The sequence below is a fragment of the Polynucleobacter bastaniensis genome, from assembly GCF_018882205.1.
Classification (GTDB): Bacteria; Pseudomonadota; Gammaproteobacteria; order Burkholderiales; family Burkholderiaceae; genus Polynucleobacter; species Polynucleobacter bastaniensis.
In genome coordinates this window covers 79,247-93,608 of record NZ_JACVOU010000004.1, presented here as the reverse complement: position 1 = coordinate 93,608, position 14,362 = coordinate 79,247, and the positions used below count along the sequence as shown (strand labels likewise).

At 45.3% G+C, this 14,362-nt stretch carries 11 protein-coding genes and 1 pseudogene; 3 read left to right on the top strand and 9 right to left on the bottom strand.

Translation table 11 applies throughout. The features are described 5' to 3' along the window. Positions 1-76: 76 nt before the first annotated feature. Positions 77-2,977 carry an FAD-binding and (Fe-S)-binding domain-containing protein gene (locus ICN22_RS08255; RefSeq protein WP_216170026.1) on the bottom strand — a complete coding sequence of 967 codons (2,901 nt, stop codon included), beginning with the start codon at positions 2,975-2,977 and terminating at the stop codon, positions 77-79. A 121-nt stretch (positions 2,978-3,098) separates the two neighbouring features. Here ICN22_RS08255 and ICN22_RS08250 point away from each other — a divergent pair, with 121 nt between their 5' ends. Further along, on the top strand, positions 3,099-3,818 hold the full coding sequence (locus tag ICN22_RS08250; RefSeq protein ID WP_216170024.1) for a haloacid dehalogenase type II: 720 nt from the start codon (positions 3,099-3,101) through the stop codon (positions 3,816-3,818). Here ICN22_RS08250 and ICN22_RS08245 read toward each other — a convergent pair. The 8 genes and pseudogenes from ICN22_RS08245 to ICN22_RS11140 all read right to left on the bottom strand — a co-directional run. Beyond that, positions 3,815-4,204: a VOC family protein gene (locus ICN22_RS08245; protein WP_439650991.1), complete on the bottom strand. Its 390-nt coding sequence runs from the start codon at positions 4,202-4,204 to the stop codon at positions 3,815-3,817. The genes ICN22_RS08250 and ICN22_RS08245 overlap by 4 nt on opposite strands. 83 nt (positions 4,205-4,287) lie before the next feature. After that, positions 4,288-4,611, bottom strand: a complete 324-nt coding sequence (locus ICN22_RS08240) for a P-II family nitrogen regulator (protein WP_046329646.1) — start codon at positions 4,609-4,611, stop codon at positions 4,288-4,290. Further along, complete coding sequence (locus ICN22_RS08235) at positions 4,608-7,703, bottom strand: efflux RND transporter permease subunit (RefSeq protein ID WP_216170020.1); 3,096 nt, start codon at positions 7,701-7,703, stop codon at positions 4,608-4,610. Before ICN22_RS08235 ends, ICN22_RS08240 begins: the two co-directional genes overlap by 4 nt. Positions 7,704-7,708: 5 nt before the next feature. Beyond that, entirely contained in the window at positions 7,709-9,055 is a 1,347-nt protein-coding gene (locus tag ICN22_RS08230) for an efflux RND transporter periplasmic adaptor subunit (protein WP_216170018.1), read from the bottom strand. Continuing rightward, entirely contained in the window at positions 9,052-10,446 is a 1,395-nt protein-coding gene (locus ICN22_RS08225) for a TolC family protein (protein ID WP_216170016.1), read from the bottom strand. The genes ICN22_RS08230 and ICN22_RS08225 overlap by 4 nt, the downstream gene beginning before the upstream one ends. Before the next feature lie 186 nt (positions 10,447-10,632). Then, positions 10,633-10,965 (bottom strand): hypothetical protein, encoded by a 333-nt coding sequence (locus tag ICN22_RS08220; RefSeq protein ID WP_216170014.1) that lies wholly within the window; start codon positions 10,963-10,965, stop codon positions 10,633-10,635. Between the two features lie 153 nt (positions 10,966-11,118). Continuing rightward, on the bottom strand, positions 11,119-11,628 hold the full coding sequence (locus ICN22_RS11145) for a universal stress protein (RefSeq protein ID WP_255533915.1): 510 nt from the start codon (positions 11,626-11,628) through the stop codon (positions 11,119-11,121). A 93-nt stretch (positions 11,629-11,721) separates the two neighbouring features. Further along, a pseudogene (locus ICN22_RS11140) lies at positions 11,722-12,390 on the bottom strand (TerC family protein); the annotation flags it as partial. Positions 12,391-12,510: 120 nt separating this feature from the next. On the opposite strand from ICN22_RS11140, the gene ICN22_RS08210 reads away from it, so the two are divergent. Next, positions 12,511-13,383: a LysR family transcriptional regulator gene (locus ICN22_RS08210; protein WP_216170011.1), complete on the top strand. Its 873-nt coding sequence runs from the start codon at positions 12,511-12,513 to the stop codon at positions 13,381-13,383. 3 nt (positions 13,384-13,386) lie between these two features. Next, the gene (locus ICN22_RS08205) at positions 13,387-14,355 is read left to right on the top strand and encodes a sodium-dependent bicarbonate transport family permease (protein ID WP_216170009.1); all 969 of its coding nucleotides are present in this window, start codon (positions 13,387-13,389) and stop codon (positions 14,353-14,355) included. Positions 14,356-14,362: the final 7 nt, after the last annotated feature.

The window sequence follows — 14,362 nt, the reverse complement described above, 5'->3', positions numbered from 1 at the left end:
CTATCTTTAGGGAATTTTAATCATGGTCTTGATAATTATTGGGGTTGAGGAGTGCTCAGTAGTGAGTGACTACTAACTATATTTCAGATTGATGTGCCATCTGCAGTAACTCCGCTAAGTGCTTTACCTTGCGACCTGTCTCTTGCTCAATCTGCTCTCTACAGCTAAAGCCATTGGTCAGAATGATGGTCTCTGGCTCTGCAGCCCGAATTGCTGGCAACAAAACGAGCTCGCCAACCGCTTTGGATATGCCGACATGCTCTGGATTAAATCCAAATGAACCTGCCATACCGCAGCAACCACTATCAATGAAGTTTGCTTTAGCACCCAAAGCCGCCAGGAGCGCTACATCACCTTTAGTACCAAATAGTGATTTCTGATGGCAATGTGAGTGAACTAGGACATTGCAGTCTAGCTGCGGTGGGGTATAGCCTTGCTCATGCAAGAAATCTCCTAACAAATAACTGCTCGATGCTAAAAGCGTTGCCCTAGGATCGTTCGGGAAAAACTTCAACAATTCATCTTTAAATACCGACATACAGCCTGGCTCAAGACCGACTACTGCGATAGGAGAATTAGGATTTTCATTAATCTCGCTTCCGATCGTATCCAGAATTTTCTCTAGCTTCTGCTTGGCAAGATCTAGAAAACCAAAATCATACAAAGGGCGGCCACAACATAAAGGCGTTTTAGGTAGGGTCGCTTCAAAGCCTGCATGAGCAAGCACTTCCACTGCTGCACTTGCAACCTCTGGATGAAAATGCTCACAGAATGTATCTACCCAAAGAATGACTTTCTTCTGACCAATACTGACATTCTTGGATGGCTTAAATTGCTTTCTAAATGACTGGCTTGCAAACTTGGGCAGGCTACGCTCTTGCGCAATGCCACCAACCCATTTTGCGAGACTAGAGATTACGGGGGTTTGCATGACGCCATTCATCAGCCATGAGAACTTACTTGCCAATGGCGCCCAATCTCCAATGCGACCCATGGTCAAAGCTTGACGAGGCCTACTATTATTCTCGTGATAGTGAGACAAGAACTCAGCCTTATAGGAGGCCATGTCAACGTGGGCAGGACAGTCACTCTTGCAGCCTTTACAAGAAAGACAGGTATCGAGAGCCTCTTTAAGCTCCTTACTTTCCCAACCATCTTGAATGACTTCGCCTTGGATCATTTCCCAAAAGAGTCGTGAACGTCCACGAGTGGAGAAACGCTCTTCTTTTGTAGCTCGATAACTTGGGCACATCGTGCCTACTTTTTCACTACGGCACTTACCCATACCAACACAACGTTCAACGGCTCTCTGGAAGCCATTGCCCTCTTGACTCAAGAAATTCAGACGCGTCTTGATATTAACAATTTTGTATTCTGGGCCCATGCGCAGATTCTCATCTACACGGTAAGGGTGAACTACTTTGCCAGGATTGAGTTTGTTTTGAGGATCCCAGATGCGCTTGAACTCATGCATCGCGCCCATTAACTCTTCACCAAACATGATGGGGAGGAATTCTGCTCTGGCCTGACCATCACCATGCTCGCCCGTGAGCGAACCGCCAAATGCAACCACCAAGGTTGCTGCGTCGCGAATAAAAGATCTAAATTTGGCAACGCCTTCTACAGATCGGAAGTTAAAAGTAATACGCGCATGAATACACCCATCCCCAAAGTGTCCGTAGAGCGAAGTTTCATACTCGTAAGAGTCCACTAATTTCTGGAAAGCCCGCAAGTACTCACCTAAACGCGCTGGATCAACTGCAGCATCTTCCCATCCCACTACCGGGTCGGGGGAGTTTGGATCAATCGATAAATGGGTGGCAGATGCACCATTTTCACGAATCGACCAGATACGCTTTTGTACTAATGGATCGGACTCTAACCAAGTTGATGGTATTGGACCCTTAGTTCTTGCTTTGAAATACTCCTGTGCCTTTTCAGCCTGAGCAACAGCGCCCTCAACGGTATCATCACCGAACTCCACAACTACCCAAGCATTTCCAGCTGGCAATAAGTCGATCTCCGCCTTTGCTAAGTTACGCTCTTGCAAGCCGCGGATAATTTTGTAATCCAAACCTTCGATTGCAATAGGATTAAAAGATTGGTACTCGGGTACAGCATCACCTGCTACATAAATATCTTCAAAGCCAAGTACCAGAACCACGCGCTTAGCGGGACTCTTCACTAATCTCACCTTAGCGGCGAGTGTTAATGCACAGGTTCCCTCGGTCCCGACCAAAGCCTTGGCAACGTTAAATCCATTTTCCGGTAAGAGTTGGTCTAAGTTGTAACCAGAGACGCGACGCTTAATATTTGGGAAGCGCGCACGAATGAGATCAGCATAGCGATCACGTAAAGTCAGCAAGTCTTGATAGATCTGACCCTTTCGCCCACCAGCAGCAATGATGTCTTGCAATTCTTGATCAGATGTTGGACCAACCCAAAAACGCTCACCGTCATAAGTCAGAATTTCCAGAGCTTCGGTATTTTCTAGTGTCTTGCCGGCCATCACCGAATGGGCGCCACAAGAGTTATTGGCAACCATACCACCTAAGGTACAACGGCTATGCGTAGAAGGATCTGGCGCAAAAGTTAAGCCATGTAGCTCAGCCGCATCACGCAGTGAATCACAAATGACTCCGGGTTCAACAAGCGCATTACCGGCCGCAGGGTCTAAGGAAAGAATATGGTTGCAATACTTTGAGATATCAAAGACCACCGCATTATTGACCGTCTGGCCATTCATGGAGGTACCAGCGCCACGCATGAGCACTGGAGCCTTATTACGATGACAAATCTCGATGCCTTTGACAAATTCTTCGGTATTTTTCGGGGTAACAACCCCAATCGGAATTTGACGGTAATTAGAAGCTTCTGATGCGTAAACCGCCTGATGAGCCGTATCAAAATGAACGGAGCTTCCAAGAGCTGCCGTGAGCTCAACGTTGAGCTGCTCCCACTGAGAAATACTACCCATATTCAATCCTTGTTAGATGCAATGACCCCTTTAAGGGCATTGGGCATTTTATCAACTCCCAGCCATTTCTGTTTGAGCCCCTTGTTTGACAAAAGCCCCATAGCAAGCAAGAATCCCCTTCATGAATAAAGCTCCTAAGGTACTGGCATTTGATGTATTTGGCACGGTAGTCGACTGGCATGGCTCCATAGCCGCTGAGGTCACTCGACTGGGGCTTGTGGCTGATCCCGATGCCTTTGCTACTGCATGGCGGCAAGGTTACAGGCCAGCTATGGCTCGGGTACGGTCTGGTGAATTGCCTTGGACCAAAATTGATGATCTCCATCACATGATCCTGATTGATGTTCTCAAGACATTTAAAGTCCACTCTTTATCTGAAAGTCAAATACAAGATCTCAATCTCGTTTGGCATAGACTCAATCCCTGGCCAGAGGCTGTCGAGGGTCTGCACAAGCTGAAAAGTCAGTTCACGATCGTCACTCTCTCAAATGGCAATATGGGCTTATTAGCTAATATGGCAAAAAACGCAGGCTTGCCTTGGGACTTAATTCTTTCAGCTGAAGTTTTCCGTCACTACAAACCAGATCCCGAAACCTATTTGGGTGTAGCAGACATCTTCAATCTTGCAGCTGAGGAAGTCATGTTGGTAGCAGCGCATAAGGATGATCTAGAGGCTGCCCATGCCTGTGGGTTACAAACAGCCTTTATTGAGCGCCCACTAGAGTTTGGTAAAAATCATTTGCGCAATGATCTGCATGTCGAGCAATTTACCAACTACCATGCAAAAGATTTTCTGGATCTTGCTCGCCAGTTAGGCGTATCGGATCCAGATCAACACTAGACGTACTCAGCAACCTCTACGAGATTATTGTCTGGGTCACGCAAGTAGACCGAACGAATGGGTCCAAGAGCACCTCGTCTTGGTACAGGCCCAACATCAATAGCAACGCCCTGCTTCTGAAGATGCGCGATAAAGTCATCCAAGGGAATTACTGCAATTAAACAAAAGTCTCCCGAACCAATCGTGGGTACTTTAGCCTTGGTAGGTGTTTCAGTATTTTTATCCTGAAGATTGATTTTTAACTGCCCGAAACGCAATGAATACCGTGGCTGCCCTTCAGGGCCGGTAAAGAACTCGCGCTCAAAACCCAATGCTTTTTCATACCACTGAGTCGTGAGCTCAATATCAGTCACAGTCAGAACAATGTGATCAATACGATCGATGATATTTTTCAAAACAATCTCCAAGATGATTGGTAATAATTGAGCAACTTACCCAAAACATCATACCGAAGAATTGAAGGGGATAGCTATACAGAAGTTTTAGAGATGAAGAAAGCCTTCGGAACTTCAGTACACCAAACCACACCGTCCCCTACCTGACCTGTTTGGCAAATAGTGACGATACGGTCCATCAGGACTTCTGCAATCTCATCGTTACAGACGATTTCAATCTTCACTTTTGCCGAGTAGTCAGTTAACTCATCTTTAATATTGAATTTGGCGGTTCGATTAGGAGCGCTACAGCCTTCAACCTTAGTCACAGTCATCCCTGGAAAACCTGGGGTTTCTAGCAACGCTGTTCTGAGAGCAGCTAACTTATTTGGGCGAATAACCGCCTTCACTTCCATCATGCTTCCACCTCTTTATCTTCAAACCATCTATATAAGACGGGGAGTACTAGTAATGTTAATGCGGTTGAGGTAATCAAACCCGAGATCACCACGGCTGCTAGCGGGCGCGTCACCTCAGAACCTGGGCCGCCAGAAAATAGCATTGGCACCAAAGCCAGCATAGCGACTGAGGCAGTCATCATGACTGGCCTAAAGCGATGACCACAACCATGTAATAGCGCATCTTCCATAGAGTAACCATCTTCACGTAATTGCTTAATGAATGAGATCAGCACCACACCATTGAGTACCGCAATACCCCAGAGATTAATAAACCCAACCGCCGCAGGTACAGATAGATACTCGCCGGATATAAATAAACCAAATACACCGCCTATAGAGGCAAATGGTAAGACCAAAATAATCAATCCAGCCAAGCGCAATGACTTGAAGAGCATAAAGAGCAGGAAATAGATCGCTAAGATGGTTAGCGGAATAATGATCATCAGACGCGCCATCGCCCGCTGCATATTCTCAAACTGGCCACCCCACTGCAATGAATAACCTTGTGGAAGCTCCACTTGTTTAGCAATCAACTCTTGAGCTTCTTTAACAAAGCCGCCCAGATCTCGTCCATCAACGTTCACACCCACTACCAAACGACGCTTGCCAGACTCTCTAGAAATCTGCGCCGGGCCATCGACCAGGGCAATATCGGCTAGGTCGCGCATAAGCACCTGAGCGCCATCTGGAGAATGCAAAATAATATTGCTGATTGCATCTACGTTATCTCGATAAGGGGCTGGATAACGCAATAGCAAGGGAAATCTTCTCTCACCTTCATACACAATACTAGCTTGCTTGCCGCCAATAGCAGTTTCAATCACATCATTGACATCGGAAACATTAATGCCGTAGCGAGCAATTGCATCACGGTTAATCGTGATGTTTAAGTAATTTTGACCAGAAGCCTGCTCTATACGCAAGTCATTACTACCCTTCATTTTGGTCAGGATCTGACTAATTTGACCACCTAGCTTTTGTAGAGTAACTAGATCATCTCCAAAAATTTTGATTGCGACCTGAGAGCGAACTCCGGAGACCATCTCATCAACACGTGCTGCAATGGGCTGAGAAATGGAGAGCTCAATTCCCGGCAAAGTTTTTAACTTGTCACGGATTTGTTGGGCAATTTCTTCCTGGCTAAACTTGCGATCACTTATAGGCTTGAGCGTCACAATCGGATCAGATTCATTAGGCTGACCCGGATCTGCAGGAGACTCACCCTTCCCTAAACGAGATACTGCCATCTTCACATCTGGAATGGTCATGATCCGTTTGATCGCCTCAAACTCCAACTTAATGGATTCATCTAAAGAAATATTTGGGGCACGAATGATGACTGGCGTAATCGAACCCTCTTGCATCACTGGAATAAACGCCTTTCCAAGCAAGGTAAATCCAATGATGCTGGCAACCAATCCCATCAAGGATCTTTTAACAACTAACTTAGGATTGGCGAGACACCAATGCAACCAGCGCTCATACGGTGCGCGCAAACGAGCCACAATTTTTGTGTCATCTTCACTCCCGCCCTTCAGAACGTAAGAGCACAAGACTGGTGATAAGGTAAATGAAAGAATGAGGGAGATGGTTAATGCAATGGCAATCGTAATCGCCATAGGTGCGAACATTTTTCCTTCCATGCCCTCCAAGGAAAGCAGTGGCATGAAAACCAAAATAATGATGCCCACACCAAATAAGACTGGTGTACCAACCTCAGTAGCGGCCTCCAAAATAATACGAATCTTCGACTCGCCCATTTTGAGTCTTTCGCCTAACTTGGCAAAGGTGTTTTCTACCACTACTACAGATCCATCCACCATAATGCCGATCGCAATCGCAAGACCTCCAAGAGACATCAGGTTGGCAGAGATACCGTAACGGTTCATCACCAAGAAGGTCAACAGGGGCGTCAAAATTAAAGTCGCCACCACAATCAGGGAAGAGCGAACATCACCCAGGAATAAAAATAGCAAGATGACTACGAGAATGACACCTTCAATCAATACCTTAGCAACATTAAACATCGCTGCATTGACAAGATCTGTACGATCGTAAAACGGTACGATTTGGAGTCCATCAGGTAATAACTTGCCCTCATTAATCTCTGCTACTTTGAGCTTGATGCGATTAACTACTTCGCGCGCGTTACCACCACGGATCATTTGAATGATTCCAGCAACGCTTTCGGTATAGCCATTCTTAATGGCAGCACCCTGCCGAATTTCGCTCCCAATGCTTACTTCAGCCACATTCCTGACATAGACCGGAATACCTTTGACTTCCTTAAGAATAATTTTGCCGATATCCTCAGGCTTAGTGATCAGGCCCACACCTCGGATCAGATAGCGCTCTGCATAGGTAGGCAGCTGCCCACCGCCGGAGTTTGCATTATTTCTAGCCAGTGCCTCATAGATATCTCGAAGACCTACTTGATAGTGACGCAATCTTTCAGGGTTTACTAAAACCTGATACTCGCGTGCATAACCGCCTTGCGTATTAATCTCAGCAACACCAGAAATTGAACGCAACATTGGACGAACAACCCAATCCTGAATCGTGCGACGCTCCTCAAGTTCCTCAACCGTCAACTGCCGATCGCCATCGGAAGGATGATCGAGCGTGTATTGATAGATTTCTCCCAAACCAGTCGACGGTGGCGCCATTACTGGAGTGATGCCGATTGGCATAGCAGAGGCTACCTCAATCAAACGCTCTGTAACCAGCTGCCTTGCAAAGTAGAGATCCGTCTTTTCTGTAAAGACTAATGTAATCACTGATAGGCCATTACGATTGAGTGAGCGCATCTCCGTTAAGCCGGGTAAGCCCGTCATACTCAATTCAATCGGTACCGTTACAAAACGCTCAACCTCTTCTGGAGATCGCCCTGGGGCTTTCGCTGCAATCTGAATCTGAACGTTAGTCACATCCGGAAAGGCATCGACCGATAAGCGTTTTGTTGCCAGTAAGCCCGCAACAAACAATACCAGCGCCATGATGACAACTAATAAACGCTGTTGTAGTGAAAGGCGAACAATTTTTTCAATCATCGTGACTAACCACCGCTCAACTGTCTCTTACGTTCAGTATTTAAATGGAAGGCACCATTGACGGCGATTTCTTGACCATCCTTCAGGCCGGAGATCACGGGACGATAACCCCTGCCCTCAGGGCCCAATTTCACCGTGACCATCCGATAGGTATCTTCATCCTCACGTATGAAGACATGATCATGGTTATCTTCACGGATCACAGCGCTAGATGGAACTAGCAAGCGCTCAGTAGGCTGACTCTCAATCATCATGGTTGCCAACATACCTGGCTTGATGAGGCTATCCTTATTTGGCACTTCCATTCTGACAACTACTGTGCGTGTTTGCGGGTTAACGATCGAATCTACGTGAGCAACCACACCCTCAATTGATGAGCCTCGCAAGGCGGGGATTACCAGAGTGACTTTCTGACCCTTATGAATAAGGTAGGCATTACTCTCCGGAATCTCCGAGACAGCCCAAAGAGAACTCAGATCAGCAACAGTGAATAAAGCATCGGCAGGCTGAACTACTTGCCCCTTATTAATTTTGCGCTCAACAATCTCACCCGGGATAGTTGCAATGACATTATTGATTGATTCAATCACACCCGATTTTGCCAAACGATCAATGCTGGGTTGATCCATTCCTTGAACGCGCAATTGGTCATTGCTAGCCCGATACTCGGCCTTTGCACTACTAGCTTCAGCTTCACGCTTTTGTAGCTCTGCCAAAGCAATCACATCCTCTTTATACAAAATTCTGGCACGATTAGCCGCTTGATCGGCTAACTGACTCGCACTCTTCGCTTTTAAAAAGGAAAGTTGTGATTGCGTCAATTCAGTAGAGGTAATTTTCGCTAAAATATCACCCTGCTTTACAAGCTGACCAGGGATAGCCAAGATGTCAGAGACGCGGCCCGTCACATTTGCTCCAATACGCGACAGAAATAATTCATTGAAATCAATACGGCCAGAGGCACGCAGTTCCTCCACAAAGATACCGGTGTAGATGCTTCCGTAGGTAATCATGTTGCGTAAGTCCTGATTCACAATCACCACATTGGGATCTTGGACAGATTTAATCCTCGGGCTGCGATCAAATACGTTGAAGTAATTCAGGATGATCAAAAATAAGCAAAACCACGGAAAGTAAAAAAGACTTTTTTGTGTCCACTGAGGACTCTTGTCATACCGCTGAGCGACGCGAGGTAAGTGAGCGCTAAACCACTCATGAGTCAAAACATATAAATCATTCTGGGTTTTGATAACAACAGCGATCCATTCCTGTACATAGACTTTTGCAATCGCCAAGTATTGGGAATACCAAGCCTTTAACTGATCTACCATTACTGTGAACTTTTGCTTCATTGCTTTCCACTCTCAATTTTTGCAAGCCACTCTGGGCTTGCCCTTAAACGCTGAATCTCCGTAAGGACAGAAGCCAAATCAAAACGAGCCTTAATCAAATCATTACGAGCTACTCTGAATGTTCTTTGCGCATCTAAATACTCGAGCATTCCTCGCTCACCATAACGATAAGAAACCTCTGCAATTCTTCTGGCACTCGATGCCAACTGAACAACCTCTTGATCTAATATTTTTACTTGATAGCTCGTCATTTGGTAAAGCTTATAAGCGGTCTCTAATTGCTGCTCAAGACTTTGACTTTGAGCATTCAATTGATTCTTGGCTCTGGATGCATTAGCCTCTGCCTCAGCAATTTGCCCACCCTTAAAATCCCAAATCGGAATACTCACCACTAAGCCATATAGGCGATCAGTAAAGTTTGGGTCGTTATATTGCTGCGCTTTTATGGAAAGTCGAGGTAAGCGCGAGTTCTGCTCAAAACTTAGCTTTGACTCAGTTGCCTCGACATCTGCTTTTGCCTTTTGCAACTCAGGACTTTGCGCATGAAGCTCACTGAGTAATATGGGTAAAGGAGGTAAGGGCTCCATCTTGAGAGTTTGCGGTACAACCTCATAGTCAGGTGGCAAGCTATGCCCTACTACCTGCCTCAGCTGGCCCTTGGCCTGTTCAACCCTGAGCTTACTAGATTCAGCATTAATTTGCGCATTCAGAAATTCAGTTTGCGCTCGGATCAATTCAAATCGAGCGGTATCGCCGACGTCATAACGAATTTGCATGCGATCGCGAATTTGCTTTGTCAGACTCAAATCCTCTTCGGCAGCTTTTAATTCTGCATCGCGACGCATCAATTCATAAAAACGCTGCTGTACTCTGGAAATCATTTCGATTTCAAAAGCGATACGGGTTGCCTCTGCAGCACGGACATTCGCCTCGGCAGCATTGACTCTAGGGTAGCGGGTGTAAGGCATATCCAAAGGCTGGGTCACTGACCACGACGAGACATTGCCGGTAGTTAACGGCCCAGATACCGACCTCTGCTGTCCGGTATTCATTTCAAAATCAGGATTGGGGATCGCGCGAGCTGAAGAGAGTTGCCCCCTAATGGCTTTGGATTGATCCCGCGCTGATAACACCTGGGGACTCGACTCCAGTGCAATTCCAATGAGCTCATTGACCGTCAATGGCTTTTGAACTTGCGCACTGACGCCTCCTATAGATAGGAAACATATCAGGAGTATCGGCGCGAACCTCATGGCACTCATTACCAAACTTTGAGAAGATAAATAAGAACTTTGATTATCTCGCCACGCTGGATCGACAGCTGACAAAATTCCCAAAATCAGGGATTTGCGCATAATTTCTGGCAAGTAAAGAAAAGATTGGGGCTGCATATTCAAAAGATAACCATTTATAAAGATTTAAATGGTCTTGCCTTGATATTGATTCACCTCTATACCGGACCCAAAGGTCGAATTGACGATAAAAAGGACTCAGATAGCTGAGCAGGCTACTCCCCACATATTCAAGAGATATTAGATCACACTTATGTCGAATGAATTGCATTTGAAATAATTTACTCATGTGTAGACATGTTTTGAAAATCGGCCATATTGCTGGCTTTTGTGAAATGCCTTTTGCACCAGCTTGTATATTTTCTTCAAACACATTTCAAGCGCTATGCGCTTATCTCTAGCGGTCATGCTAACCTCGATTTGATGATGATCAAATGTCTCCAAGATCACTACGCAATTTTGATTACAAGTGGTCTTAGCGGACGAAATTGTTGAGTAGCAAATCTTCATTTTCCGCACCACCCATAAAAGTCGTTTTAAAGAAAATTTCACGCGATTTTCTGTGAAGACTTTTAATTCTGGCTCGACCTCTTCCTGAGCCTCTAAGATCACAGTCATAAACATCTCCTTTGTTAAACACCTATACAGAATAGACAGATATTCTTTCCTAATAAAGAAGAATTTAATTGAGTTTATTTCAGTATTTAACTGAATATTTTTGGGTAAAAAAATGCCCTCAAAAAGAGGGCAAAAAGAGAACAGCAGGAAAAACTAGTCGATCACTACAGCCATCAGGGCTGTTGCAGCACCAGCGCCGATTGCTGGGATACCCCAACGCTCAAGCATAGGCAAGGAGCTACCGGTGACTACCTCTACCGGAATATCGCTGATTTCTAGTAGCTTGGCAGTTGTGGAGTTTTCAAATAAACGGCTCAGAGAATTTTTCTTTGAAGTGCCAACCACAATGCGGTCACATTCAAGTCGCACAGCCTCATCACGAATGGCAGTTCCCGTGTCTCCGCAGACGTAGGTAAACGAAAATTTCAGGCCCTGCTTTTCGAGATAAGCCGATGCTGATGCTGATGCTAGAGCTGCCCGCTCAGCATGCCACTCATTAACTGTTTGCTTGCTCAAATATTTTCCGATGTGACGATATAAGGTAGGCTGTACATTACACAGATGAAAAGATGCATTAGGATCTTGACCATAAGTCTTTACAGCATGCTTTACTGCCATCTCTGAATTTTTTGAACTATCTACTGGAATCAGAATTTTATTCATGTTACTTTCTCCAAAATGAATTGACTGCTGTGATGAAACAATATTTGCAGACTCCGGAATAACAACCGAAGGGGCAATGACATCTTCAAGCGCACGTCTACTTCTAATAAAGCCGCTAGTTAATACACCTAAAACAACCACCACTTGAATGAGGTACTCCAAGACTGGACTCTGAGAAGCAAGCCACTCTTGAGAAATAGGCTCTGAAATCATCATTTTTGCAGCCGTCCATGCAAGGACAGCAGCGCCTAAGTAAGTCACAGAGGGATAGCGCTCAACAATTTTCAGTATTTGGGTTGAACCCCAGATAACGACTGGGATACTAATGAGGAGACCCAATACAACCAGCACATAACTACCGTGTGATGCGCCTGCTACTGCAAGTACGTTATCCAGACCCATGATGGCATCGGCAATCACAATGGTTTTCATGGCACCCCAAAAGGTAGTGGAAGCATTACCGTGCTCATCATTCTCTTGCTCGGGATTGAGTAAGCGATATGCAATCCAAACCAACAATAAGCCACCAATTAACATCAAACCAGGGATCTTCAATAAATAGACCACCACCAGTGTCATGGCGCTTCTCACTGCAATTGCACCAACGGCGCCCCAAATAATGGCTTTTTTCTGCAGATGTGCTGGCAGATTTCTCGCAGCCATCGCAATAACAATGGCGTTGTCACCCGCAAGCACTAAGTCAATGACAATAATTGCCAGTAATGCCGAAAAAAACTCCGGGCTAAATAGTTCCACTTTCATCTCCCCAAAAAATCACCCATGAATTCCATGGATTTCTATGGGGTTAATTTAGGCTGATTTGCTTTAAGTTAAAAGCAGATATATATTGATAATAATTTCGTAAAAAACTGATAATTAAAAATGCTCTATAACTACCGGCACCTATACTACTTTTGGGTAGTAGCCAAAGAAGGCAGTATGTCTCGAGCCGCTGAACGTCTCAATATCGCAATTCAGACGATTAGCGCCCAAGTTCATGAATTAGAGAAATCTCTCGGCTATTTACTATTTAAACCGGCTGGTCGTGGCATTACTCTAACGGAATCTGGATTTGCAGCCCTAGAAATTGCGGATCAGATTTTTCTCTTAGGCGAGCGACTGCCTGAAGCGGTGAGAGAAGCTGCAAGCTCCCGCAAAATCAAAATTACGGTTGGCGTCTCTGATGGACTCCCTAAACTCCTAACTCGGCAACTGCTAGCACCGATTCTGGAGAGGAGCGGTGTACAGCTAATTGCACATGAGGGTGAATTTGAAGACCTCCTGGCTGATCTAGCTTTGCATCGATTAGATATCGTGCTCGCTGACAGACCCGCCCCTGCCAACAAAAATCTTCACGTCTACAGCGAAGAATTAATTAAGACATCAATTGCTTGGTTTGGCCCCAAGAAACTGCTCAAACAATCTAAGAAACCATTTCCCGAATGTCTTAATGAGTTACCCGTCCTACTACCAACCTCTCACTCGAAAGTTCGCCATTTAATTGATCAATGGTTTGCTGAAAACCACATCATCCCCAATATTACGGGGGAGTTTGAGGATAGCGCCCTACTAAAAACCTTTGCAGCTAGCGGCCTCGGAGTCTTTCCAGCCGGAGAAAGTATTAGGAAAGATTTACAAGAAACCTATCACATTGAAATGATTGGTAAATGTGAGCATGTTTACGAATACTTTTATGCCATTCGTTCAGAAAAGAAAATTCAGCACCCGCTCGTAGAAGCAATTATTAGACGTTAGACCATGGCAAATTTCCTAGACCCCGCAATTCTGTTTTTCCTATTTGGCGCATTTGCTGGCGCCATTAAATCCAACCTAGAAATTCCTCCCCCAATAGCCCGCTTTTTATCGCTTTACCTGCTAATGGCCTTAGGTCTCAAGGGAGGATTTGCCCTACATAAATCAGGCTTTACAACAGAGATTGCACTCTCACTAGGCTTGGCTATCTTTTTGGCTATTTTGATTCCTATCATTGCTTACCAAATCCTCAGAACCAAACTCAATGCGTTTGATGCAGCAGCTATAGCCGCAACCTATGGCTCTGTTAGTGCAGTTACATTCATTACTGCCACCCAATACTTAGATCAATTTAATATTGCTTACGGGGGTCACATGGCAGCAGCCATGGCTCTCATGGAGTCCCCAGCGATCATATTGGCAATTGTCTTAGCAAATAAAGCGAGGGCAGCGCACGCAAAACAAACCCAAACAGGACTTCAACAAACCGGTATCTCAAAAATCCTGCATGAGTCATTCACCGATGGTGCGCAGCTCCTGCTACTAGGCTCAATGGTGGTCGGCCTGATGAGCGGCGATGCTGGTCAAAAACTCATGGCACCGTTTTCTATTGATCTTTTTAAAGGTATGCTCGCATTTTTCCTATTAGATATGGGCTTAATGGCAGCCCGAAATATCAAGGGCTTGTATGGCAAACCTCCTATTACCCTGCTCTACGCCATCGCTTCCCCACTTTCACATGCCTTGATTGCACTAGCCTTCTGCAAACTTATTGGCCTACCACTTGGTGACACTATTTTATTGATGGTGCTTGCTTCAAGCGCCTCTTATATTGCCGTACCAGCAGTTTTACGACATGCATTGCCTGAGGTGAATCCAGCCCTTTATATGGGTATGTCTTTAGGCATCACCTTCCCATTCAATATTATTTTGGGCATACCGCTTTATGCCATGATTGCAAAATTAGTAATGTAATCAGTCC